Source organism: Streptomyces anandii JCM 4720 (genome assembly GCF_014650655.1).
GTDB lineage: Bacteria > Actinomycetota > Actinomycetes > Streptomycetales > Streptomycetaceae > Streptomyces > Streptomyces anandii.
Window position 1 is genome coordinate 21318 of the sequence record NZ_BMVJ01000036.1, and the last position, 21401, is coordinate 42718.

Genomic DNA, 21401 nt, shown 5'->3' on the forward strand with positions numbered 1-21401 from the left:
AGCTCCCGCCGCGCGGCGAGCAGACGCCGCCGGGCGCGGCGGACGCGCTGGACGTCCAGCTCACTCGGCGTCCGGTCCAGCGTGATGATCTGCGCGTCCAGCAGGTCGACGGCCGCGAGGATCGCGGGCATCTCCTCCTCGATCGCGTCCAGCTCCACGTCCGTGGGCTCGGCCCAGTCGGCGAACGCGGTAACAGCGTCCTGAACAGTGACGATGTGTTCCATGGGTCGTGGTTCTCCCTCGCAGGTGAAACGGCCCGAACAGCGGCCCCGGTGTTCCAGCACCGGGGCCGCGCGCCGTTGAAGTCGGAACGTCCGGCTCCCCTCAGCGCCGCACGTGCGAGACGTGCAGCGGAGGCAACCGGCCGCAGCGAGCGAAGCGCTGCGGTGGTCGAGTCGTGCGGGTGTCTCCTTCGGGAACACGGGCTCCCGTTACAGGCGTATGGAGACGTGACCTTTCGGTCTAAGCCCTCCCGAATGACCAGGGTCGGGTGCGCCCTCGGCCCGCTCTGTCCCGGGCCCCTTTGCTCCGACTCAGCCAGTCACGAATGCAGGCGCGTCGAGGTCTTGCACCCGCCGCCCGGTCGAGCCGCCCGGCGGGCACATCCCTAAGGTTCCCTAGGGTTCCCTGCGGTGTCAAGCGGTAAGGTAGGGAACCTCAGGGAAGTGACGACAAGGAGCAACCGTCATGGCAGGCCAGGCCGACAATCGGGCGCCGTATGCGAGGATCGCGGCCCACTACGCGGAGCGGATTTCGTCTGGCGAGCTACAGCCGGGGACGCTCTTGCCGAGCATCAAGAACCTCGCGGAAAAGTGGCAGGTGAGCACCGCCACGGCCGAAAAGGCCCTGCGTAAGTTGCGCAACGACGGCCTAGTTCGAGGCATCCACGGCATCGGGACTGAGGTCTTGGACCTACCGGCTCCCATGTCGTCGGGAGCCCAGCGTCAGGACCGGGGCCGCCGTACCGGGTCCAGTTGGGGGACCGGCGAGCGGTCCGATTCGCACGAGGCGGCCGTGGTTCCCGCTCCCGCAGACGTGGCCCAAGCGCTGGACATCGAGCCCGGCGCCGATGTGGTGCGCCGCAGCCGCGTCTACAGGGACCGGCACGGCATCGTGGCCCACAGCACCTCGTGGATTCCCGCACGGTACGGGAAGCTGATTCCCCAGCTCGCAACCAGCGAGCGACTGAAAGGGGGAACCTCTCTCCAGCTCATCGCTCAGGCGACCGGCCACCCGATCAGTCACCGAATCGACACCGCCTCAGCGTGCCTGCTTACGCCGGAGTTCGCACGGCTCCTGGAACTTGACCCTCACGATCCGCCGGCGGAGCCGGTTGTGGTGATGACCGCGAAGTTCGTCGACAGCGAGGGCAACATCGTGGAGTACGGCGTAGACCTCGGGGGTCCCGGTCGTACATGGCGCACAGAGTCGGAGGTTTCCCCGTGACGGTCGCCCGCCCGCCGTTCTGCGTCCTGATGGCCGGGCTCCCCGGCTCTGGCAAGACCACCCTGTCCAGAGCGCTGACAGCTCGCGGGTTCGTCCGGCTCTGCCCGGATGAGGAGATGTACCGCCGGCACGGCGTTTACGGGGTCGACTTCCCCCGGGGCACCTTTCCCACCCTTGAGCGCCCGGTCCTCGAAGACGTAGCCCTTGAGCTGAGGGACGAGCTCAAGGCAGGGCACGATGTGGTCGTTGACCACGGCTTTTGGACGCCGGAAGATCGGGCCAAGTGGCAGGCCATCGCTACCGACGCCGGCGCCACCCCGGTACTCGTCTATCTCGCGGCGAGCCATGACGAGTTGTGGGCGCGGATCAGCAAGCGCAACGAATTTCACGCGGACGATCCGAACGCGATCTACTTTTCCGAGAGTGACCTACAGCGGTACCGCACGCGATTCATCCCGCCTCAGGACGATGAGTCGTACGTCCTGTACGACGGGGACACAACGGCCGTCATAGCGGCTCTGGACGCGCCCCGTGCTCGGCCGACAGACGACTGATGCGCAGGTCAGCCGGGGGCGCTCCGTCTCAGTTTCCGTCTCATTCACCCGCGTCCGGAGCCGTTCACAGGGGTTCAGGCAACCGGCGCCGGGACGGGAATGAACGGGTCTGAACGGCGCCGACTACTGCTCTGACCTGCCCGAACAGACCTCGAAAGCGAGTGTGGCGCAAGTCACCGAGGGTTCAAATCCCTCCGCTACCGCTTGTGAAGGGCCCCGTCCGTCGGACGGGGCCCTTCGTGCCATCATCGTGCGATCATCGACAGCACTCGGTCCGCCGCGGCCGACGACAGGGCAACATGCGACAGGGGGAGACCGCGATGGCGGTGAACGCCAAGAAGATCGCCGTCTACGCGCTCGTGGTCTTCGTGCTCTACGTGATCATCACGGACCCGGCCAAGGCCGCCGGCTACGTCCAGATAGGCTTCGAGGGCATTTCGGACGCGGCGAAGGCCATCGGCGACTTCATGACCTGGGTCGCCAACGGAGGGAAATGATGATCCGGCACCTGGTCCTCTTCAAGCTCGACGAGGGCGTCTCGCGCGACGACCCGCGCGTCGTGGCGGGCGCCGAGGCGTTCCGCGCCCTCGGCGGGCAGATCGACGAGCTGCGCTTCTGGGAGTGCGGCTGGAACATCAGCGACCGCCCGATCGCCCACGACTTCGCGATCAACTCGGCGGTCGAGGACGCCGACGCGCTCAAGCGCTACCTGGAGCACCCGGCCCACCAGGCCGGCGTCGCGCTGTGGCGCGAGTTCTCCACATGGGTGATCGCCGACTACGAGTTCTGAGCCCGCGGTGCGGGCGCCGACCGCCCTCGGCTCCCGACCGCTTCCCGAGGTCCCGCCGCCGCACGGCAGCGGGGCTTTTTTGTGCCATATGCCCTATTTCAACCCTCAACACGTGCATATGCGGTGCTTGAACACGATGCACCTGTCTTGTGATGCTATGACCGCTTTTGACGGATGAGTTGATCGACGAAGAGGTGGCGTTGACCGTGTCGGCCAGTACTGCGCCGCCCCAGGAGGAAGCATCCGCTGCCGCGGCCTGTGCCCCGGCACCGGAGAAGCGGCGCGGCGCCGACACCCGGGCCCTCACCCAGGTGCTGTTCACCCAGCTGAAGGAGCTCGAACCGGGCACGGCCGAGCACTCCCGCGTGCGCGGGGCGCTCATCGAGGCCAACCTCCCGCTCGTGCGCTACGCGGCCGCCCGCTTCCGCTCCCGCAACGAGCCCATGGAGGACGTCGTCCAGGTCGGCACCATCGGCCTGATCAACGCCATCGACCGCTTCGACCCCGACCGGGGCGTGCAGTTCCCGACCTTCGCCATGCCGACCGTCGTCGGCGAGATCAAGCGCTACTTCCGCGACAACGTCCGCACCGTCCACGTCCCGCGCCGGCTCCACGAGTTGTGGGTGCAGGTCAACAGCGCCACCGAGGACCTGACGACCGCCTTCGGCCGCTCCCCCACGACCGCCGAGATCGCCGAGCGGCTGCGGATCACCGAGGACGAGGTGCTGTCCTGCATCGAGGCCGGACGGTCGTACCACGCGACCTCCCTGGAGGCGGCCCAGGAGGGCGACGGGCTGCCCGGGCTCCTCGACCGGCTCGGCTACGAGGATCCCGCGCTCGACGGTGTGGAGCACCGCGACCTCGTCCGCCATCTCCTGGTCCAACTGCCCGAGCGGGAACAGAGAATTCTGCTGCTGCGCTACTACAGCAATCTCACCCAGTCGCAGATCAGCGCCGAACTCGGCGTCTCCCAGATGCACGTCTCGCGGCTACTCGCGCGTAGCTTCCAGCGCCTTCGATCCGCAAACAGGATCGAGGCGTAACCGTCACGGGCGAATCCCTCACCTGGGCGGATCCCGACACCACCGAGCCGAAAGGCCGTCAGACCCCCTTTTTCCAGGGTGGATTCGCATCTCGGATGTCGACATGTCACTACAGCGTGTTGCCGACATGTGACATTCTTCCTCAAGCGCGTTTGCCGCGGCTTCGGCTCCGGTATTCAGGTGAGGGCTGAGTTCTCCGTCGGGAGAGCGCAGGCCGCGACCGTCCCGCGACCCAGAGGGGGTGGCATGTCCGCAGATCAGGGCAGCTCCGAGGTGCTGACGCTCAGCAAGAGCGAGACCCCTGCCAAGGAGCTCGAGGCGCTCGACGCCCTCGACGACGTTGCGGCCCTCGCGGCCGCTGAGGCCCCGGCTCCCCCGGCCTCGGAAGCCATCGACACCCGGACCCTGTCCCGCTCCCTGTTCCTGCGGCTCGCCGCACTCGACGCCGACAGCCCCGAGCGCGCCTACGTCCGGGACACCCTGATCGAGCTCAACCTCCCCCTGGTCCGCTACGCGGCCGCCCGCTTCCGCTCGCGCAACGAGCCGATGGAGGACATCGTCCAGGTCGGCACCATCGGCCTGATCAAGGCGATCGACCGCTTCGACTGCGAGCGGGGCGTGGAGTTCCCGACCTTCGCGATGCCGACCGTGGTCGGCGAGATCAAGCGCTTCTTCCGGGACACCTCCTGGTCGGTGCGGGTGCCCCGGCGCCTCCAGGAGCTGCGGCTGGCACTGACGAAGGCCAGCGACGAGCTGTCGCAGCGGCTGGACCGCTCGCCCACGGTGGCCGAACTCGCCGCCGTACTGGGCGTGTCGGAGGAGGACGTGGTCGACGGCCTCGCCGTCGGCAACGCCTACACCGCCTCCTCCCTCGACTCGCCGGCCCCCGAGGACGACGGCGGCGAGGGCTCCCTGGCCGACCGCCTGGGCTACGAGGACACCGCGCTGGAGGGCGTGGAGTACCGCGAGTCGCTCAAGCCGCTGCTCGCCAAGCTCCCGCCCCGGGAGCGCCGCATCATCATGCTGCGCTTCTTCGCCAACATGACCCAGTCTCAGATCGGCGAGGAGGTCGGCATCTCCCAGATGCACGTCTCCCGGCTGCTGACCCGCACCCTGGCCCAGCTGCGCGAGGGCCTGATCTCGGACTGACCGACTGACCGCCGCAGGACGCTTCCTATTTGACGGAGCGTCAGACACCATGGCGCGATGCTGCCATGGGTGACTTCGACTCGTGGCCGTCGAGGCGCCGTGACGGCCGCCTCGGCGGCCGTCGTGTGTCTGGCCGGGATCCTCGCCGCCTGCGGGGACGGCGCCGGGGGCGGGTACGTCGCGGTGGGACCGGCCGGTGGGTCGCCCCGGGCCCCTGGGAGGGCCGCACCGACGGGGTCCGTGACGCTGGTGCCGCTCGACGGGGGCGGCCAGGGCGGCGACTCCGGCGTGAGCGGTGGTCCGGGATCGTCCGGTACCGACAACTCGCCCGTGCGGGCAGGAAGTCTGCCCAGCGGGGATACGGATTCCGGTACGGCGTCCGGCGGTTCGGGGCCGGGAGGCTCTACGGGCGCCACGAGCACCGCACCCTCCACGGGCACCGCACCCTCCACGGGCACCCGGGGAACCAACCCTGAACCCACCGGCGGCAGTTCGCCGGAATCCCCGTCCTCGCCGGGCAACGGCGGCGGCAACGGCCGTACGACATCCCCCGAGCGCCCGTCCCCGCCCTCCCCGCCCTCGTCACCGGCGCCCCCGCCGCCCTCCACGCCCCCCGCGCCCGCCCGGCTGAGCGCGGGCGAGCCCGTGCGGGAGGCCGCGGACCGGCGGTGGTGCGAGAAGGTCACCGTGACCTTCCGCAACTCGGGCGGCACGGCGGTGCGTTCGGGCACGGTGACACTCGGGACGCACATCATCGGCGCGCTCGGGATCGACTGGGGCACGGTGGAGTCGAGCGAGCCGCTCCCGGCGCCGATCGGGGCCGGCGCGCGGAAGGACGGGAGCTGGACCGTGTGCGTGGACGCCTGGCGGGTGCCGCTGGGCATGCACATCGAGACGCGGGACGTCGCGGTCCAGTGGAAGTAGGGGAGCCTGGGCCCGCGGGCGCGGGCCGGCGGACTACTTGAGCGCGAGCCAGGCGACGGCCGCGACGATCGCCACCGCGACCACCACGCCGACGATCAGGCCGATCCGCGGGCCGGAGGAGGCGGCCTCCTGCTGCCTGCCCTGGGGAGCGGCCTCGTCGACGAACGCGCGGAACATCTGGGTGCTGCCGGCGGGGTCGTAGTTGCCCTGGGGGCCCTGGGTGTTAGCCATGGCCCGAGACACTAGCGAATCCCCGGATGGGACCCAAGTGGGGGCCCACCCCGGCTGATCAGGGCAACCACCTGCACCTTTACGTTCGCAATACTTGCCTTTGCCAAGTTTTTGCGGCGCCGACCCCCTATTTGTTTGCCTGCAGCAACCAACCGTGTTTATGGTTGCCCTAAGCAACGAATACGGGAGGTGTGATGGCTGAGCAGGCGCAGTACGAGGAGCTGGCACGTCAGCTCAGCGCCGTCGGAGCCGTGAAGCGGGACATGGGACGGATGCTGCCGTCCGACTGCCCGGCCGGCTCCGCCGCCGTGCTGACCCTGCTCGGCCGCCACGGGGACATGCGCATGAGCAAGCTCGCCGAGCTGCTCTCCGTGGACATGTCGGTCACCAGCCGCCATGTCGCGCACGTCGCCGCGCGCGGCTGGATCGACCGCCTGCCGGACCCCGCGGACAAGCGCTCGCGCATCCTGCGCCTGACGCCCGCGGGAGAGCACCGGCTCGACGACATGTACCGGCGGACCACCCAGCTGTTCGCCGAGCGGCTGAGCGACTGGACCGACGACGAGGTCGGCCAGCTCATCCGGCTGATGACACGCCTGCGCGCCAGCTTCGGCGACTGCCGGTCCGCCCCGGCCCGGCCGCCCGCGCCCGTAGTCGAAGAGACCACCCGTACACCCGCAAGCACGTAAGCAAAGGAAGCCCATGGCAACGACCACACCAGCCGGTGTGCGGGCTCACGCCAAGCATGGGGGAGGCTCCCCGGGGAGCGCTCCGATGTCCCACCGGCAGATCATGGAGGCGCTCTCCGGGCTGCTGCTCGGCATGTTCGTGGCGATCCTGTCGTCCACGATCGTCTCCAACGCCCTGCCGAAGATCATCGGCGACCTCGGTGGCGGCCAGTCCGCCTACACCTGGGTCGTCACCGCCTCCCTGCTGTCGATGACCGCGACCACTCCCCTGTGGGGCAAGCTCGCCGACCTGTACAGCAAGAAAGCACTCGTCCAGATAGCTCTCGTCATCTACGTCGTCGCGTCGATGGCGGCGGGGCTGTCGCAGAACCCCGGCATGCTGATCGCCTGCCGTGTGGTCCAGGGCATCGGCGTCGGCGGTCTGTCCGCCCTGGCGCAGATCGTCATGGCCGCGATGATCTCCCCGCGTGAGCGGGGCCGTTACTCCGGTTACCTCGGCGCCACGTTCGCCGTCGCCACCGTCGGCGGCCCGCTGCTCGGCGGTGTCATCACCGACACCTCCTGGCTGGGCTGGCGCTGGTGCTTCTACGTCGGCGTGCCCTTCGCGGTGATCGCGCTGATCGTGCTGCAGAAGACCCTGCACCTGCCCGTGGTCAAGCGGGAGGTCAAGGTCGACTGGGGCGGCGCCACCCTGATCTCGGCCGCCGTCTCGCTGCTGCTGATCTGGGTCACCTTCGCCGGTGACAAGTACGACTGGATCTCGTGGCAGACGTACGTGATGGTCGGCGGCTCGGTCGTCCTCGGCGCGCTGTTCGTGCTGGTGGAGGCCAAGGCCTCGGAGCCGATCATCCCGCTGCGGCTGTTCCGCAACAGCACCATCACGCTGGCCTCGCTCGCCTCGCTGTTCGTGGGCATCGCGATGTTCACCGGCACCGTGTTCTTCAGCCAGTACTTCCAGCTGGCCCGCGACAAGTCGCCCACGATGTCGGGCGTCATGACCATCCCGATGATCGGCGGTCTGTTCGTCTCCTCCACCGTCTCGGGGCAGTTCATCACCCGCACCGGCCGCTGGAAGGCCTGGCTGGTCAGCGGTGGCGTGCTGGTGACGGCCGGCCTCGGCCTGCTGGGCACCATCCGGTACGACACCGCGTACTGGAAGATGGGCGTCTTCATGGCCCTGCTGGGCCTCGGCATCGGCATGATGATGCAGAACCTGGTGCTGTGCACGCAGAACCAGGTCGACCCGGGCGACCTCGGCTCGGCCAGCTCCACGGTCACCTTCTTCCGCTCCCTGGGCGGCGCGGTGGGCGTCTCGGCGCTGGGCGCGGTGATGGCCAACCGGATCACCGACTACGTCAAGGACGGCCTGGCCGACCTCGGCCCCAAGTACGCCAAGCTCGCGGCGGGTTCCGGCTCCGGCACGGACACCATCCCCGACATGGACAAGCTGCCGCGGCCGCTGCGCACGGTCATGGAGAGCGCCTACGGGCACGGCATCGCGGACATCTTCCTGTACGCCGGCGCGCTCGCCGCGGTCGCCTTCCTGATCACGCTGTTCATCAAGGAGGTGCCGCTGCGCACCAAGGGCGCGCTGGCCCAGGCCGCCGACGGCGAGGCCGCTCCGGTGGACCCGGCCGCGGCTCCCGTCGTCGCCGAGGCCCAAGAGCCGGCCACCGCGCCGGCCGCCGAGGCGCCGGCCGGCGAGGCCGCCGGTGACACCTTCACCCCGGCCGGGGAGCGGGTGCCGAGCTGGGCGTCCGCCGTCTCCGCCACCGAGGCGGGTCCCGAGGGCACCCAGCGGCTCGCCGCGGTCGCCACGGTGGCGCCGGGCGCCACGGGCGCGGGCGCCGGCGGCGGCATCCCGGTGCGCGGCTTCGTCCGCGGCGCCGAGAGCGCGCCGGTGCCGCAGGCGGCGGTCACGCTGATCTCGCTGGCGGGACGCCAGCTGGGCCGGTCGGTCGCGCAGGCCGACGGCGCCTACGCGGTGGACGCGCCGGGCGCGGGCTCCTACGTCCTGATCGCCTCCGCCGACGGCTTCCAGCCGCAGGCGTCCACGATCGTGGTGGGCGGCGAGCCGGTGGCGTACGACATCCTGCTCAGCGGCACCAGCGGCCTGAGCGGTGTGGTCCGGGCCGCCGAGTCCGGACTGCCGGTCAAGGACGCCATGGTGATCGTCACCGATGTCCGCGGCGACCTGCTGGCCACCGGTGCCACCGGGGAGAACGGCGAGTTCTCCTTCTCCGAACTGGTGCCGGGCGCGGTGACCGTGGCGGTGAACGCCGACGGCTACCGGCCGCGGGCGCTGCCGGTCGAGGTGGGCGGCACCGGGGTCACCCGGGTCGAGATCGATCTGCCCTCCGGCGCCCGGCTCCAGGGCGTGGTGCGGGCCCCGCACGGTCCGCTCGCGGACGCCCGGGTGACGCTCGTCGACGCGGCGGGCAACGTGGCCGGCACGGCCACCACCGGGGCGGACGGCGCGTACGCCTTCACCGACCTCGGCAGCGGCGAGTACACCGTCATCGCGACGGGCTACCCGCCGGTGGCGACGGCTCTGACGGTCACCGGCCGCGGAGTCGACGACCACGACATCGAACTCGCCCACCCCGGCGAGTAGTTCGACCCCGGCCCGTGTGCGGGGCGCTCCCCGAGCGGCGGAGCGCCTCGCCACGGGCCGGTCTCATGCGACCGATTTGTATGGATGTGCAGGGAGAAAACGGGATGGGACTGACCGCGAGGATCCGCACCCGGGACGGATGGGCCGTGTCGCACGCGGTCGTCACGGTGACCGACATGACGGGCACCCAGGTGGTGCGGGCCGAGGCCGACGCCGAGGGCACCGTGCGGGACACGACCGAGCTGGCGCCCGGCGCGTACACCGTCATCGTCACCGCCGTCGGCTACGCGCCCGCGGCCTCCAGTGCGATCGTCACCGCGAGCGGCCGGGCCGAGGTCGGCACGGTGACCCTGGCCCGCCAGGGCGGCACCGAACTGCCCCCGCCGGGGCCGTGGACCGTCGACCCGGCCCACTCCTCGGTCGCCGCCGTCGCCCAGCACCTGGGCATCTCCAGCGTGCACGGGCGGTTCACCGACTTCGGGGGCACCATCGAGATCGCCCCGGACGACGTCACCAAGTCCCGCGTGGAGGCGGTCATCCGCGCCGCCTCCATCGACACCGGCAACGGCATGCGCGACGGCCACCTGAAGTCGCCGGACTTCCTGGACGTGGAGCGCCACCCGGAGATCACCTACCGCTCCACCGGCCTCACGGCCGCCGGCTCGGACCGCTGGACGGTCCACGGCGAGCTCGCCATGCACGGCGTGGTCCGCCCCGTCGACCTCGACCTCGCCTACCTGGGCACGGGAGCCGACCCCTGGGGCGGCACCCGCGCCGCCTTCCGCGCGACGACCGAACTGCGCCGCGAGGACTTCGCCATGAACTACAACCAGGTCCTCCAGGCGGGCATCGCCGCCATCGGCACCACCCTCAGGGTGGAACTGGACGTCCAGGCCGTGCAGGGCGACTCACTGCCCGCGGCCTGACGGGGCGCGCGGGGGGAGCGGGGGGCGCGGCGACCGCTGGGGGCTCGCGGCCCGCGAGACCAGGTCGGCGGCCAGGTCGCGGAGCTTGGTGTTGCGGTGCTGGGACATGTTGCGCAGTCGCTCCAGCGCACGCTGGGCGTCGACCCGCTCCTGGGCCATCAGGATGCCGATGGCCTGGTCGATGACGCTGCGGGAGAGCAGGGCGGTGCGCACGTCCGGCGCGGCGGCGCGCTCGCCCTCGACGCGCAGCGCGACCGTCACGGCGTCGGCGGCCCGCGCGGCGAAGGCACGCGCCTGCTCACGGTCGGCGGCCAGCCCGTCCGGCTCGAGGCCGTACAGGTTCAGCGCGGCGCCCGTCTCGCCCGGCACCGCGAGCGGCAGCGCCAGCACACAGCGCACGCCGACGGAGAGCGCGTAGCGGGTGTAGTCGGGCCAGCGGGTCTCCTCCGCCGTGTCGGGGACGTACCGCTCGTCGCCGGTCCCGGCGGCTGACACGCACGGCCCGCTGCCGTCCTCGTACTGGCGCAGGTCCAGCCCGCTCGGCAGGCCGCTGCTGCCCGCCAGGGTCAGCAGGCGCTCGCCGCGGCGGACGGTGATGCTGCAGGCCGCCGCGCCGGGCACCGCCTGGACGGCGCGGTCGGTCAGGTCCCGCAGCAGGGTGTCCAGGCCGCCGCCGCGCGCGATCGCCTGGTCCAGGGGTTCGGGCGTCGTATCGGGACTCATGCAGTTGCTTTTGTCCCCGTTTCGGCGATCAACTCCCCGCCTCGCGTGTGGCGTTGTTCGCGTCGACGATCCGGCGGGCGAGATCCCGCAGTTTGACGTTCTCCCGCTGCGAGGCGCGCACCAGGCTGTCGAAGGACTCCGCGGCGTCGATGTTCATGCGCTCCATCAGGATGCCGGTGGCCTGGCCGATCAGATCCCGGGTGCGCATCGCCTCGGTGAGCTGCTCGCGCACGGTCACCGACTCCAGGGCGAGGCTGACGTGCGCGGTGAACAGCCGGCCGATCCGCGTGGCCGCCTCGTCGAAGACCCCCGGCTTGCCGGCGTAGACGGTGAGCACCGTCAGCCGCCGCTTGTCGGCGCGCAGCCGCAGCGCGAGCGCCGAGCGCAGACCGAGGACGGCCAGCGGCTCCCCGCCCTCCTCCGTCTCGCTGTCCGCCACCCGCACCACGGGCTCCTGCCACAGGTGTTCCCCGTACGACGGCTTGACGCGGCCCGGCACACCCGCCTCGACCGCGCGCACGGACTCGTCGGTCCAGGCGACCGCACGCCGGTTGCCGCCCCGATCCAGGACGGAGATGCCGGCCTGCTCGGCGCCCGGCACCAGGCCCACGGCGAGCCGCACGGCGGTGTCCAGTGTGCTGTGCGGGGTGGCCGTTTCGTGCAGTTGCCGGGCAGCCGCCACCAGGGCTTCGGCCAGCTCGAAATCGCCCGTAAAACGGGACGATTCAGGAAAGTCGGACGCAGGCACCACGAACCTCTTCGGCATGCACGGCGCTACGGCCATGCGCAGGAGAGCTCCGCAGCACATTCCCGACTGCGAGCACAGGACGAACAGAACCTTATCTCGTCCCTGCGTGCGGGTTCCCCCAGGTCGACGGTCGGCCCCGCCCCCTTTTGAACCGGCGCGCGCAAGTGGTGGAATGGAGCCGGACGGGTCAGGAAGCGGCCTCCCTGTGACCGGATGGATGTCTGCCTTCTGCCAGGTGAGTGCCGTGACTCCTTTCTCCGCCCCGTGCCGTGTGCTCGACCTGCCCGGGCACACCCTGCTCGTGCTGCCCCCGGAGATCGACCTCTCCAACGGGCCCGCGCTGTGCGCCGGCGCGCTCGCCTGCGCACAAGACCGCGCCGGGCGCCTGGAGATCCTGGTCCTGGACCTCACCCGCACCGAGTTCATGGACTCCCAGGGCGCCCGCCTCGTCGAGGACGTACGGCGCGGGCTGCCGCCCGATGTACGGCTCCTGGTGGTGGCGGCCCCGGACGGAGTCCCTTACCGCGTCCTGGAACTGACCGGCGTACGCCGCGACGTGCCCGTCCACGGCGACCTCACCGGGGCGCTGCGCGCCTGACCGGCCCCGCCGGTGGCGCGCACGGCAGGGTCAGCCATCGCGCGTTCCCGGCACTTAGGCTGCGGACATGGCACCGAACATCGCGACCAACACCCGCGTGACGCGCGAGGAACTGCTGGACTTCGTACGGCCACGTCACCGCGCCCTGCTGCTGACCCGGCGTTCGGACGGCGGCCCCCAGGCCTCCCCGCTGACCTGCGGGGTGGACGACTCCGGGCGGATCGTCGTCTCCACCTATCCGGAGCGGGCCAAGACCCGCAACGCCAGGAGGGACGCCCGGGTGAGCCTCGTCGTGCTGAGCGACGAGTGGGACGGACCGTGGGTCCAGATCGACGGCACCGCCGAGGTCGTGGACGCGCCCGACTCCGTGGAGCCGCTCGTGGAGTACTACCGCAACATCGCCGGTGAGCACCCTGACTGGGACGAGTACCGCGAGGCCATGCGCCGGCAGGGCAAGTCGATCATCCGGATCACGCCCGAGCGCTGGGGCCCGGTGGCCACGGGAGGCTTCCCGGCCCGCCTGGTGAGCGGGGACTGAGGGGCTGACGTCGGCTGACGGGGGCCGGCACGGGCTGGGGGGACCGGTGTGGGCTGACGGGACCGTCGTGGGCCGGGCCTGAGGCGTGGGGGACGGTCAGTCGCGGGCGACCATCGCCTCGATGCCCGCGACCAGCAGGTCCAGGGCGAAGGCGAAGTCCCGGTCCAGCATCCCGCCGACCGTCTCGCCGCCGCGCGCCGCCATCATGTGCGCCGACTCCCGCAGCACCTCGGCGGCGTCCGGCGCCCGCGTGGCGGCGCTCATCGCGTGCCGGAAGTAGTCGTCCGGCGCCATGCCCGCCCCGGCACAGCGGGCCACGAAGTGGCCCTCGACCGTGCCGTAGCCGTACACGAACTGGAAGACGGCCGCGATCGCCCCGGGCAGCCGGTGCCCGGGCAGCCCCGTGCGGCGGATGATCCGGTGCACGGCGCCCGAGAAGGCGAGCGAGTTCGGGCCGATGTTGAGGAACGTGCCGACGAGCGGCGACAGCCACGGGTGGCGCACCAGCAGGGCGCGGTACCCGGCGGCGAGCCCGCGCACCTGCTCGCGCCAGTCGGCGCCGGCGTCCTCCGTGGGCAGCCGCAGCTCGCCGAAGGCCGCGTCCAGGGCGAGTTCCAGCAGGTCGTCCTTGGTGTCGACGTACCAGTACACGGACATGGCGGTGACGTTCAGCCCGGCGGCCAGCCGGCGCATGGAGAAGCGGGACAGCCCCTCGGCGTCCAGCAGCCGCACCGCGGCCTCGGTGATCCGCTCCCGGTCCAGCCCGGACGGCTGCCCGCCGCCGCGCCCGCTCCGGCGTGCCTTGCCCTCCAGCCAGACGCTGGTCCGCGCCGCGCCCCTGGCCCGCTGGGCTGCCCTCACCATGGCGCACCTCTCTGAGCGTTCCCACCCCGGCGGTCCCGGAATGCCATCCGGAGTGTGCCCGCTGCGCCGCGCACGGCAACAGGGAAGAGGGGGGCGGTGGCCCGGCCGGCCATCGCCCCCCTTCGGTCTCCCGTCCTGGATCAGCTCGTCTTGCGGGTGAGGTCGTAGAAGGTGGCCGAACCGGCTGTCACCTTCTTGAAGTTCTTCTCCACCCAGGAGGTGATCTGCGAGGCGGTGCCGGTACCGCTGCCTCCCATGCCGCCGCCCATGCCGCCTCCCATGCCGCCGCCCATGCCGCCGCCCGCGATGAAGTAGTGGATCCTGCCCTGGGCCACGTACTCCTTGAACTGGGCGAGGGTCGGCGACGGGTCGGTGCCGTTGAAGCCGCCGATCGCCATGACGGGGTCACCGGTGGCGAGCTGGTGACTGGCCGCGTTCTGCGAACCGATGGACGCGGCGACCCAGGTGTAGTGGGAGGCGTCGGTCTCCAGCAGCTTCTTGGCCGCGGAGGAGACGTTCGCCCCGTCCAGCAGACCGCCGCCGGCGCCGCCCATCCGGCCGCGCTCGCCCTGGGCCGAGCCGCCGCCTGCGCCCGCGCCCGCGCCCGCGCCGGGGAAGCCGTTGCCGTTCGGCATGCCCTGACCCTGGCCCTGGCCCTGGCCCGGGAATCCTCCGCCGGGGAAGCCGCCGGTGCCGTTGCCGTTCTGCTGGTTCTGGCCGTTCCGGCCGTTCTGGCCCGGCATGGCGCCGCCGAGGCCCCCGCGCGTGCCGCCACCGCCCGGGCCGCCGCCCCGGCCGCCGAAGCCCATCATGCTCGCGCCCGCCGGACCGGCCGTCGGAATGGACCCGGTGTGTGCGGAGTTCACCGTGCTCAGCGTGTACGCCGCCGGCCCGGCCAGCGAGGTGACGACGGCCGCGGAGAGCACCGCGCGCGCGAGCGGCCGGCCGAGCCGGCCCGCGAAGACCAGGCCGAGGGCCGCGGCCAGTCCGCCGACCAGCACCAGCCACTTCAGCCAGGGCAGGTAGTCGGGGGTGCGGTTGAGCAGGACGTAACCCCAGCCCGCGGTCGCCGTGACGGCGGCGGCCAGGGTGAGCGACGCCCAGGTCCGGGCGCGCTCCTCCCACAGTGCCGCGGCGCCCATGCCGACCACGGCGGCGATGAAGGGCGCGAGGGCGACGGTGTAGTACTGGTGGAAGATGCCCGCCATGTAGCTGAAGACGACCGCGGTCATCAGCAGCGAGCCGCCCCAGGCGAGGAACGCGCCGCGGGCGAGGTCGGTGCGCCGGGCCCCGCGGGTGAGCACGAGCCCCGCGACGAGCAGGATCAGCGCGGCCGGGAGCAGCCACGAGATCTGGCTGCCGATCTCGGAGTCGAACATCCGGTCCCAGCCGGTCGCGCCCCAGCGGCCCGTGCCGCCGCCCCCGGGGCCCCCGCCGCCGCCGACGCTGCCGGTCTCGTCGCCGTTGATCCGGCCGAGGCCGTTGTAGCCGAAGGTCAGCTCCAGGAAGCTGTTGTTCTGCGAGCCTCCGATGTACGGGCGCGAGGAGGCAGGCCAGAGCTCGACGACCGCGACCCACCAGCCGCCGGACACGACGAGCGCCACCGTGGCGAGGGCCAGCTGCCCGAGCCGCTTCTTCAGCGCGACGGGCGCGCAGACGCCGTAGACGAGGGCCAGGGCGGGCAGGATCAGGAAGGCCTGGAGGGTCTTGGTCAGGAAGGCGAAGCCGACCGCCACGCCCGCCCACACCAGCCATTTGGTCCGGCCGTCCTCCAGGCCCCGGACGACGAAGTAGACGGTGAGCGACATCAGCAGCGCGAGCAGCGCGTCGGGGTTGTTGAAGCGGAACATCAGCGCCGCGACCGGCGTGAGCGCGAGCACCGCGCCCGCGATCAGTCCGGCGGCCGGGCTGAACCGGCGGCGCACGGCCGCGTAGACCACGGCGACCGTGAGGACGCCCATGATCACCTCGGGGACGAGGATCGCCCACGAGTTCAGGCCGAAGATCCGTACCGACAGGGCCATCGGCCACAGCGAGGCCGGGGGCTTGTCGACGGTGATGGCGTTGCCCGCGTCGAGGGAGCCGAAGAAGAACGCCTTCCAGGACTTGCTGCCCGCCTGGACGGCCGCCGAGTAGAAGGAGTTGGCGTAGCCGGAGGCGCTCAGGTCGTAGAGGTAGAGCAGTCCGGTGGCCAGGAGGAGGCCGAGGAAGGCGGGGCGGACCCAGCGCGGGTCCTCGGGCCGGCCTCCCGTGGCCGGGACGGCGGCGGGCGCGGGCGGTGGTCCCCAGGAGGACGGCCCCACACCCTCCGGCCGGCTCGTCCTGTCGTACTCAGTCGTCATCGGGATTCCCTCGGATCGGTGTGGTGCGGACGCACCGGCTGCAGCCGCATGGTCGAGTCACCCCGGTGGGCGCCGTACGTGCCGTAGGTGGCCTGGGCGTCGTAGGTGGCCTCGGAGTCGTGGGAGTCCTGCCGGTCCGGGAAGAGCCACGCGCGGAAGAGGAGGAAGCGCAGCACGGTCGCCGCGAGGTTGGCGGCGATGAGCACCGCGAGTTCGGTGGAGTGGGCCGGGTCGCTGCTCGCCGCGTTCAGGGCGGCCAGCGAGCCGCTGGTGAGCGCGAGGCCGATGGCGAAGACGACCAGGCCCTGCGCCTGGTGGCGGACCGCGCCGCCGCGGCCGCGCACACCGAAGGTGAGACGCCGGTTGGCGGCGGTGTTGGCGACCGCCGACACCAGCAGGGCGAGCGCGTTGGCGATCTGCGAGCCGCAGAACTGCCGGAAGGCGCTGTAGAGCAGCAGGTAGAAGAGCGTGGACAGGCCGCCGACCACGCAGAAACCGACGAGCTGGCGGGCCAGTCCCCTCGGCACGTCCTGGATCTCGCGGTCGCGCGGGTCGTCGCCGAAGGGGCGGGTGATCCGGTCCAGCGGCAGCGAACCGGTGGCCAGGGCCTTGCCCACGCGCCACACGCCCTTGAGGTCCTCCGTCGCCGTCCTGACGATGTGCACCGTGGAGTCGGGGTCGTCGACCCAGTCCACCGGCACCTCGTGGATACGCAGCCCGGCCCGCTCGGCCAGCACCAGCATCTCGGTGTCGAAGAACCAGCCGGTGTCCTCGACCAGCGGCAGCAGCACCTGTGCGACATCACGCCGGATCGCCTTGAAGCCGCACTGGGCGTCGGAGAACCGGGCCTGCAGGGAGCCGCGCAGGATCAGGTTGTACGTACGGGAGATGAACTCCCGCTTGGCGCCCCGCACCACGCGCGAGCTGCGGCTGAGCCGGGAGCCGATGGCGAGGTCGGAGTGGCCGGAGATCAGCGGTGCGACCAGCGGGAGCAGCGCGTTGAGGTCCGTGGACAGGTCGACGTCCATGTAGGCGAGGACCGGCGCACGCGAGGCGGACCAGACGGTCCTCAGGGCCCGGCCGCGGCCCTTCTGCTCCAGGCGGAAGGTCCCGACCTCGGGGATCTCCGCGGCCAGCCGGGCGGCGACCAGGGGGGTGGCGTCCGTGGAGGCGTTGTCCGCGATCGTGATGCTGAAGGCGTACGGGAAGGTGCGTGTGAGGTGCTCGTGCAGCCGGATCACACAGGGCCCGAGGTCCTTCTCCTCGTTGTAGACGGGTATCACTACGTCCAGGACAGGCGTACCGGCGTCGCCGGCCGGGAGGTGCTCCCGCGCCGGCAGGGTGCCGGGAGAAGAGTCGGTTCGCATGGCACCGACTCTTCTCAAGTGCCCTGTCGCACCGATGTGTTGAGGCTGTGCTGCCCCTGTGAGTGCGAGAACCGGTCGGTCGTCCGGGCGGCGGACGCGGGCGCCACGGGGTGCGGCGCGGGCAGGTGGACGGTGAACACCGTGCGCCCGGGCACGCTGTCGACGGTCACGGCGCCGCCGTGCGCGCTCGCCACGGCCTGGACGATGGCCAGGCCCAGACCGGTGGAGCCGGTGGTGCGCGAGCGCGCGGAGTCGCCGCGCGCGAACCGTTCGAAGACGTGCGGCAGCAGCTCCTGGGGGATGCCCTGGCCGTCGTCCTCGACGTCCACGCACAGCCACCGTCCGCGCCTTTGCACGCGTGCGGTGACGGTCGTGCCGGGCGGAGTGTGCGTACGGGCGTTGGCCAGCAGGTTGACCAGGACCTGCTGGAGCCGGGCCGCGTCCGCCGACACGAGTGCGGGCTCGTCGGGCAGGTCCAGCCGCCAGTTGTGGTCCCGTCCGGCCGCGCGCGCGTCGCTGACGGTGTCCACCACGAGCGGTACGAGGTCGGTCCGCTCGAACTGCAGCGGCCGGCCCGCGTCCAGCCGGGCCAGCAGCAGCAGGTCCTCCACCAGCAGCGTCATCCGCCCGGCCTCGGACTCGATACGGCCCAGGGCGTGCCGGGTGTCGGGCCCGACCTGTTCGCGTCCGCGGCGGGTGAGTTCGGCGTAGCCGCGTATGGAGGCCAGGGGGGTGCGCAGCTCGTGGCTGGCGTCGGCGACGAACTGCCGTACCCGTGTCTCGCTCTGCTGGCGGGCGTGCAGGGCGCCGTGGATGTGGTCGAGCATCCGGTTGAGCGCGGTGCCGACCTGGCCGACCTCCGTGTGCGGGTCCGTCTCCGACTCGGGGACGCGCTCGCTGAGGTTCACCTCGCCGGTGTGCAGGGGGAGTTCGGACACGCGGGTGGCGGTGGTGGCGACCCGGCGCAGGGGGCGCAGGGCGACCCCCACGATCGCGGCACCGGCGAGGGAGGCGGCGATGAGACCGGCGGCGGTGACGCTGATCTCGACCAGGACGAGTGTGTTGATGGTGCCGTCGACGCCGCTGGTCGGCAGGGCGACGTAGAAGCTGCCGTTGGGACCGGTCCTGAACTGGACGCGGAAGCTGCCGAGGCCGGGCAGGTCGACGGTCTGCACATTCCGGTTCACCTGACGCACCGAGGCCAGCGCGGCAAGCTGGACCGGAGTCAGCGCCTTGGCGCTCATCTGGAAATCCGACACGGACTTCTGACCGCGCCGGGAGTCGGTGATCCGCCCGTTCTCCACCCTGGCCGCGACGGTCGTGCCGCTCGGCTGCGGGCCCTTGGTGACGAATTCGGTGAGGTTCACCGGCTTCGGCTCCCGGTGCAGGTCGCCTGTCAGGTCCTTGCCGACCTGATCCGGGGGCCGGAACTCACCCGACGCCCGGGCGCCGACCTCGCCGAGCTGCCCGTCCAGCTGCTCATAGAGATGCGAACGCAGCGCGAGTGTCGTCACCGTGCCGATCACTGAGCAGACCACGGCGATCAGCACCACCGACGCGACGACGAGCCGCGTCCGCAGGGTGCGCGGCTGTCCGGTCCGCCGCCTCCGCGCACGCGGCCGTCGTCGCCCGCTCATGAGACGGCGGGCTTGATCAGGTAACCGGCGCCGCGCCGGGTGTGGATCATCGGCTCGCGGCCGGCGTCGATCTTCCGGCGCAGATAGGAGATGTAGAGCTCGACGACGTTGGCCTGGCCGCCGAAGTCGTACGACCACACCCGGTCCAGGATCTGCGCCTTGCTGAGCACGCGCCGTGGGTTGCGCATGAGGAAGCGCAGGAGCTCGAACTCGGTGGCGGTGAGGTGGATGTTGTCGCCGCCGCGCGAGACCTCGTGACTGTCCTCGTCGAGGGTGAGGTCGCCGACCACCAGCACGGAGTCCGAGCGCCGGTCGGCGGCGCCCGAGCGCCGGATCAGCCCGCGCAGCCGCGCCACGACCTCCTCGAGGCTGAACGGCTTGGTGACGTAGTCGTCGCCGCCCGCGGTGAGGCCGGCGATTCTGTCCTCGACGGCGTCCTTGGCGGTCAGGAACAGGACGGGCACGTCGGGGAGCTCGCGGCGCAGCCGCCCGAGGACGGTGAGTCCGTCCATGTCGGGCAGCATCATGTCGAGGACGACGGCGTCGGGCCGGAACTCGCGCGCGGTCTGGACGGCACCGTGCCCGTCCCCCGCACTGCGGATCTGCCAGCCCTCGTAGCGCAGGGCCATGGACAGCAGTTCGGTGATCGACAGCTCGTCGTCCACCACAAGCACCCGGACGGGGCTCCCGTCCGGCCTCAGCAGTTCGGTGCGCCCCTGGGGCGAGGTCGTGGTCATGGTGGACACCTTGTCCGCGTCCTCTGAGAGCGCCCTTTCACCAATCTGTGATTCACCTGAGAAACGCACAGGCGACTCTCAGGGAACTCCTGGGCGGCGCTCGGGCGGTGGGCGGGGACGCCCCGGGGCGCGGCGTGGGAGCGTGCCCCCGGGCGAGGCGTAGGAGCGGGCCGGGCGGGGCGGGGCGAGCGCCCCCCCCCCGGACACGCCGGAGGTGTCGGCTCAGGCCAGGTCGAAGAGGCGCGCGCCGTTGTCGTGGCACACCGCGCGGAGCCAGTCGTCGCCGAGGCCCAGCCGTTCCAGGGCGGTCAGCTGATCGGCGTACGGGTAAGGGATGTTGGGGAAGTCCGAGCCGAGCAGGATGCGGTCGCCGAGGGCGGCCAGCCGGGGCAGGGCGCGCCGGGGAAAGGGTGCGAGCCGTTCGCTGAAGTCGGTGAACGCCATGGTGGTGTCCAGCCGCACCTCCTCGTACCGCTCGGCGAGGCCGAGGAAGTCCTCGTACCGCTCGGCGAGGCCGAGGAAGTCCTCGTACTCCGGCATGCCCATGTGGGCGACGACAAGCCGCAGGCGCGGGTGCCGGGCGAGCACGCGCCCGATCGGCTCGGGCCCGGTGTGCTTGCCGGGCGCGGGCCCGGACCCGCAGTGGATCACGACGGGCACGCCGGTCTCCGCGAGCAACTCCCAGGCCGGGTCGAGGAGTTCGTCCCCGGGGTCGTACGCCCCCACCTGGACGTGCGCCTTGAAGACCCGGGCGCCCGCGTCGACGGCCTCCCTCACGTACCCGGCCACGCCCTCCTCCGGGAAGAGGGTGGAGGTGTGGAGGCAGTCGGGCGTGCGGCGGGCGAAGCCGGCCGCCCAGTCGTTCAGCCAGCGGGCCATGCCGGGCTTGTGCGGGTACAGCATGGCGGTGAAGGCACGCACACCGAACTCCCGCAGACGCGCGAGGCGTTGTTCCTCCTCCTCCCGGTAGGCGATCGGCCACTCGATGCCGCCCGTGAGCGGGCCGAGCCCGTCGAAGTACTGCCAGACCTTGTGCAGCACGCGCTCGGGCATGAAGTGGGTGTGCACGTCGACGAGCCCGGGCAGCCCGAGCCGCTCCCAGAACGCCCGGACCGCACCCGCCTCCGTCACGGACACCGGTGTCTTCGGCTGATCACTCATACCGCCAACGATCAGCCCCCGACCGCACCGGAGTCCAGCGCGCGCGGGACCGCACTCACGGCAGCGTTCCTCAGAACAACCCCTCCTGCACGTCCGCCGTCGCACGCGGCACCCGCAGCTCCCGCACCGGAACGGTCAGCCGGCCGGTCCCGGCGCCGCCCCCGGCCGCCCCCAGCTCCCAGCCGGTCATCAGCCGCGTGTCCAGCACGACCACCCCACCACCGTCGACGGCGAGATGCAGATCGGGTCCGGCGGCCGCGACCAGCTCACCCCCGACCACCGCGCCCGGCACCAGCTCGCTCACCTGGCCGGTGGCGGCC

Annotated in this window: 22 protein-coding genes and 1 pseudogene; 12 read left to right on the top strand and 11 right to left on the bottom strand. The window is 71.7% G+C overall.

Annotated elements, in window-relative coordinates:
* A partial coding sequence (locus tag IE249_RS33955) for a DUF6284 family protein (RefSeq protein WP_189711109.1) occupies positions 1–224 on the bottom strand: 224 nt, incomplete at its 3' end.
* A gap of 463 nt (positions 225–687) precedes the next feature.
* Between IE249_RS33955 and IE249_RS33960 the strand changes: the two genes are divergently transcribed.
* From IE249_RS33960 to IE249_RS39925, 7 genes are all read left to right on the top strand, one after another.
* Positions 688–1446 carry a GntR family transcriptional regulator gene (locus tag IE249_RS33960; protein ID WP_189711111.1) on the top strand — a complete coding sequence of 253 codons (759 nt, stop codon included), beginning with the start codon at positions 688–690 and terminating at the stop codon, positions 1444–1446.
* Entirely contained in the window at positions 1443–2000 is a 558-nt protein-coding gene (locus tag IE249_RS33965) for a P-loop nucleotide/nucleoside kinase family protein (protein WP_229859898.1), read from the top strand. Before IE249_RS33960 ends, IE249_RS33965 begins: the two co-directional genes overlap by 4 nt.
* A gap of 299 nt (positions 2001–2299) precedes the next feature.
* Positions 2300–2497 carry a hypothetical protein gene (locus IE249_RS33970; protein ID WP_189711154.1) on the top strand — a complete coding sequence of 66 codons (198 nt, stop codon included), beginning with the start codon at positions 2300–2302 and terminating at the stop codon, positions 2495–2497.
* A complete protein-coding gene (locus tag IE249_RS33975) occupies positions 2497–2790 on the top strand; it encodes a Dabb family protein (RefSeq protein WP_189711147.1) in 294 nt (97 codons plus the stop codon). Before IE249_RS33970 ends, IE249_RS33975 begins: the two co-directional genes overlap by 1 nt.
* Positions 2791–2957: 167 nt before the next feature.
* The gene (locus IE249_RS33980) at positions 2958–3833 is read left to right on the top strand and encodes an RNA polymerase sigma factor SigF (RefSeq protein ID WP_189711115.1); all 876 of its coding nucleotides are present in this window, start codon (positions 2958–2960) and stop codon (positions 3831–3833) included.
* A gap of 246 nt (positions 3834–4079) precedes the next feature.
* Complete coding sequence (locus tag IE249_RS33985; protein ID WP_189711117.1) at positions 4080–4982, top strand: RNA polymerase sigma factor SigF; 903 nt, start codon at positions 4080–4082, stop codon at positions 4980–4982.
* Between the two features lie 687 nt (positions 4983–5669).
* A complete protein-coding gene (locus IE249_RS39925) occupies positions 5670–5906 on the top strand; it encodes a hypothetical protein (RefSeq protein ID WP_308434435.1) in 237 nt (78 codons plus the stop codon).
* A gap of 33 nt (positions 5907–5939) precedes the next feature.
* Here IE249_RS39925 and IE249_RS33995 read toward each other — a convergent pair whose 3' ends face one another.
* Positions 5940–6137 carry a hypothetical protein gene (locus tag IE249_RS33995; RefSeq protein WP_189711121.1) on the bottom strand — a complete coding sequence of 66 codons (198 nt, stop codon included), beginning with the start codon at positions 6135–6137 and terminating at the stop codon, positions 5940–5942.
* A 194-nt stretch (positions 6138–6331) separates the two neighbouring features.
* Between IE249_RS33995 and IE249_RS34000 the strand changes: the two genes are divergently transcribed.
* The 3 genes from IE249_RS34000 (at position 6332) to IE249_RS34010 (ending at position 10366) form a co-directional block, all read left to right on the top strand.
* On the top strand, positions 6332–6826 hold the full coding sequence (locus tag IE249_RS34000) for a MarR family winged helix-turn-helix transcriptional regulator (RefSeq protein ID WP_189711123.1): 495 nt from the start codon (positions 6332–6334) through the stop codon (positions 6824–6826).
* Positions 6827–6911: 85 nt separating this feature from the next.
* Complete coding sequence (locus tag IE249_RS34005; RefSeq protein WP_506367971.1) at positions 6912–9440, top strand: MFS transporter; 2529 nt, start codon at positions 6912–6914, stop codon at positions 9438–9440.
* 104 nt (positions 9441–9544) lie between these two features.
* Positions 9545–10366: a YceI family protein gene (locus tag IE249_RS34010; RefSeq protein WP_189711127.1), complete on the top strand. Its 822-nt coding sequence runs from the start codon at positions 9545–9547 to the stop codon at positions 10364–10366.
* Here the strand turns inward: IE249_RS34010 and IE249_RS34015 are convergent.
* Positions 10349–11089: a GAF and ANTAR domain-containing protein gene (locus tag IE249_RS34015; protein WP_189711128.1), complete on the bottom strand. Its 741-nt coding sequence runs from the start codon at positions 11087–11089 to the stop codon at positions 10349–10351. The two genes, IE249_RS34010 and IE249_RS34015, sit on opposite strands and share 18 nt — an antisense overlap.
* A 28-nt stretch (positions 11090–11117) precedes the next feature.
* The gene (locus tag IE249_RS34020) at positions 11118–11855 is read right to left on the bottom strand and encodes a GAF and ANTAR domain-containing protein (RefSeq protein WP_189711149.1); all 738 of its coding nucleotides are present in this window, start codon (positions 11853–11855) and stop codon (positions 11118–11120) included.
* 226 nt (positions 11856–12081) lie between these two features.
* Here IE249_RS34020 and IE249_RS34025 point away from each other — a divergent pair, with 226 nt between their 5' ends.
* Positions 12082–12435 carry an STAS domain-containing protein gene (locus IE249_RS34025; protein WP_189711130.1) on the top strand — a complete coding sequence of 118 codons (354 nt, stop codon included), beginning with the start codon at positions 12082–12084 and terminating at the stop codon, positions 12433–12435.
* A gap of 67 nt (positions 12436–12502) precedes the next feature.
* Positions 12503–12973: a PPOX class F420-dependent oxidoreductase gene (locus IE249_RS34030; RefSeq protein WP_189711132.1), complete on the top strand. Its 471-nt coding sequence runs from the start codon at positions 12503–12505 to the stop codon at positions 12971–12973.
* Between the two features lie 96 nt (positions 12974–13069).
* Here IE249_RS34030 and IE249_RS34035 read toward each other — a convergent pair whose 3' ends face one another.
* The 7 genes and pseudogenes from IE249_RS34035 to IE249_RS39440 all read right to left on the bottom strand — a co-directional run.
* Positions 13070–13837 carry a TetR/AcrR family transcriptional regulator gene (locus IE249_RS34035; protein ID WP_189711134.1) on the bottom strand — a complete coding sequence of 256 codons (768 nt, stop codon included), beginning with the start codon at positions 13835–13837 and terminating at the stop codon, positions 13070–13072.
* A gap of 140 nt (positions 13838–13977) precedes the next feature.
* Complete coding sequence (locus IE249_RS34040) at positions 13978–16179, bottom strand: glycosyltransferase family 39 protein (RefSeq protein ID WP_189711136.1); 2202 nt, start codon at positions 16177–16179, stop codon at positions 13978–13980.
* Complete coding sequence (locus IE249_RS34045; RefSeq protein ID WP_189711138.1) at positions 16176–17546, bottom strand: bifunctional glycosyltransferase family 2/GtrA family protein; 1371 nt, start codon at positions 17544–17546, stop codon at positions 16176–16178. Before IE249_RS34045 ends, IE249_RS34040 begins: the two co-directional genes overlap by 4 nt.
* Before the next feature lie 14 nt (positions 17547–17560).
* Positions 17561–19183 carry a sensor histidine kinase gene (locus IE249_RS34050; protein ID WP_189711139.1) on the bottom strand — a complete coding sequence of 541 codons (1623 nt, stop codon included), beginning with the start codon at positions 19181–19183 and terminating at the stop codon, positions 17561–17563.
* Positions 19180–19920, bottom strand: a complete 741-nt coding sequence (locus IE249_RS34055; protein WP_229859901.1) for a response regulator transcription factor — start codon at positions 19918–19920, stop codon at positions 19180–19182. Before IE249_RS34055 ends, IE249_RS34050 begins: the two co-directional genes overlap by 4 nt.
* Before the next feature lie 222 nt (positions 19921–20142).
* Complete coding sequence (locus IE249_RS34060) at positions 20143–21081, bottom strand: amidohydrolase family protein (protein WP_189711140.1); 939 nt, start codon at positions 21079–21081, stop codon at positions 20143–20145.
* Between the two features lie 70 nt (positions 21082–21151).
* Positions 21152–21401 (bottom strand): annotated as a pseudogene (locus IE249_RS39440) (DUF2797 domain-containing protein); the annotation flags it as partial.

Coding starts and splice junctions, on each gene's coding strand:
- IE249_RS33975 (WP_189711147.1), top strand. CDS start 2,497: ATGATCCGGCACCTGGTCCTCTTCAAGCTCGACGAGGGCGTCTCGCGC.
- IE249_RS34005 (WP_506367971.1), top strand. CDS start 6,912: ATGTCCCACCGGCAGATCATGGAGGCGCTCTCCGGGCTGCTGCTCGGC.
- IE249_RS34050 (WP_189711139.1), bottom strand. CDS start 19,183: ATGAGCGGGCGACGACGGCCGCGTGCGCGGAGGCGGCGGACCGGACAG.
- IE249_RS34060 (WP_189711140.1), bottom strand. CDS start 21,081: ATGAGTGATCAGCCGAAGACACCGGTGTCCGTGACGGAGGCGGGTGCG.
- IE249_RS34015 (WP_189711128.1), bottom strand. CDS start 11,089: ATGAGTCCCGATACGACGCCCGAACCCCTGGACCAGGCGATCGCGCGC.
- IE249_RS33995 (WP_189711121.1), bottom strand. CDS start 6,137: ATGGCTAACACCCAGGGCCCCCAGGGCAACTACGACCCCGCCGGCAGC.
- IE249_RS34040 (WP_189711136.1), bottom strand. CDS start 16,179: ATGACGACTGAGTACGACAGGACGAGCCGGCCGGAGGGTGTGGGGCCG.
- IE249_RS34010 (WP_189711127.1), top strand. CDS start 9,545: ATGGGACTGACCGCGAGGATCCGCACCCGGGACGGATGGGCCGTGTCG.
- IE249_RS34030 (WP_189711132.1), top strand. CDS start 12,503: ATGGCACCGAACATCGCGACCAACACCCGCGTGACGCGCGAGGAACTG.
- IE249_RS33970 (WP_189711154.1), top strand. CDS start 2,300: ATGCGACAGGGGGAGACCGCGATGGCGGTGAACGCCAAGAAGATCGCC.
- IE249_RS34000 (WP_189711123.1), top strand. CDS start 6,332: ATGGCTGAGCAGGCGCAGTACGAGGAGCTGGCACGTCAGCTCAGCGCC.
- IE249_RS34045 (WP_189711138.1), bottom strand. CDS start 17,546: ATGCGAACCGACTCTTCTCCCGGCACCCTGCCGGCGCGGGAGCACCTC.
- IE249_RS33985 (WP_189711117.1), top strand. CDS start 4,080: ATGTCCGCAGATCAGGGCAGCTCCGAGGTGCTGACGCTCAGCAAGAGC.
- IE249_RS33960 (WP_189711111.1), top strand. CDS start 688: ATGGCAGGCCAGGCCGACAATCGGGCGCCGTATGCGAGGATCGCGGCC.
- IE249_RS34055 (WP_229859901.1), bottom strand. CDS start 19,920: ATGACCACGACCTCGCCCCAGGGGCGCACCGAACTGCTGAGGCCGGAC.
- IE249_RS34020 (WP_189711149.1), bottom strand. CDS start 11,855: ATGCCGAAGAGGTTCGTGGTGCCTGCGTCCGACTTTCCTGAATCGTCC.
- IE249_RS34035 (WP_189711134.1), bottom strand. CDS start 13,837: ATGGTGAGGGCAGCCCAGCGGGCCAGGGGCGCGGCGCGGACCAGCGTC.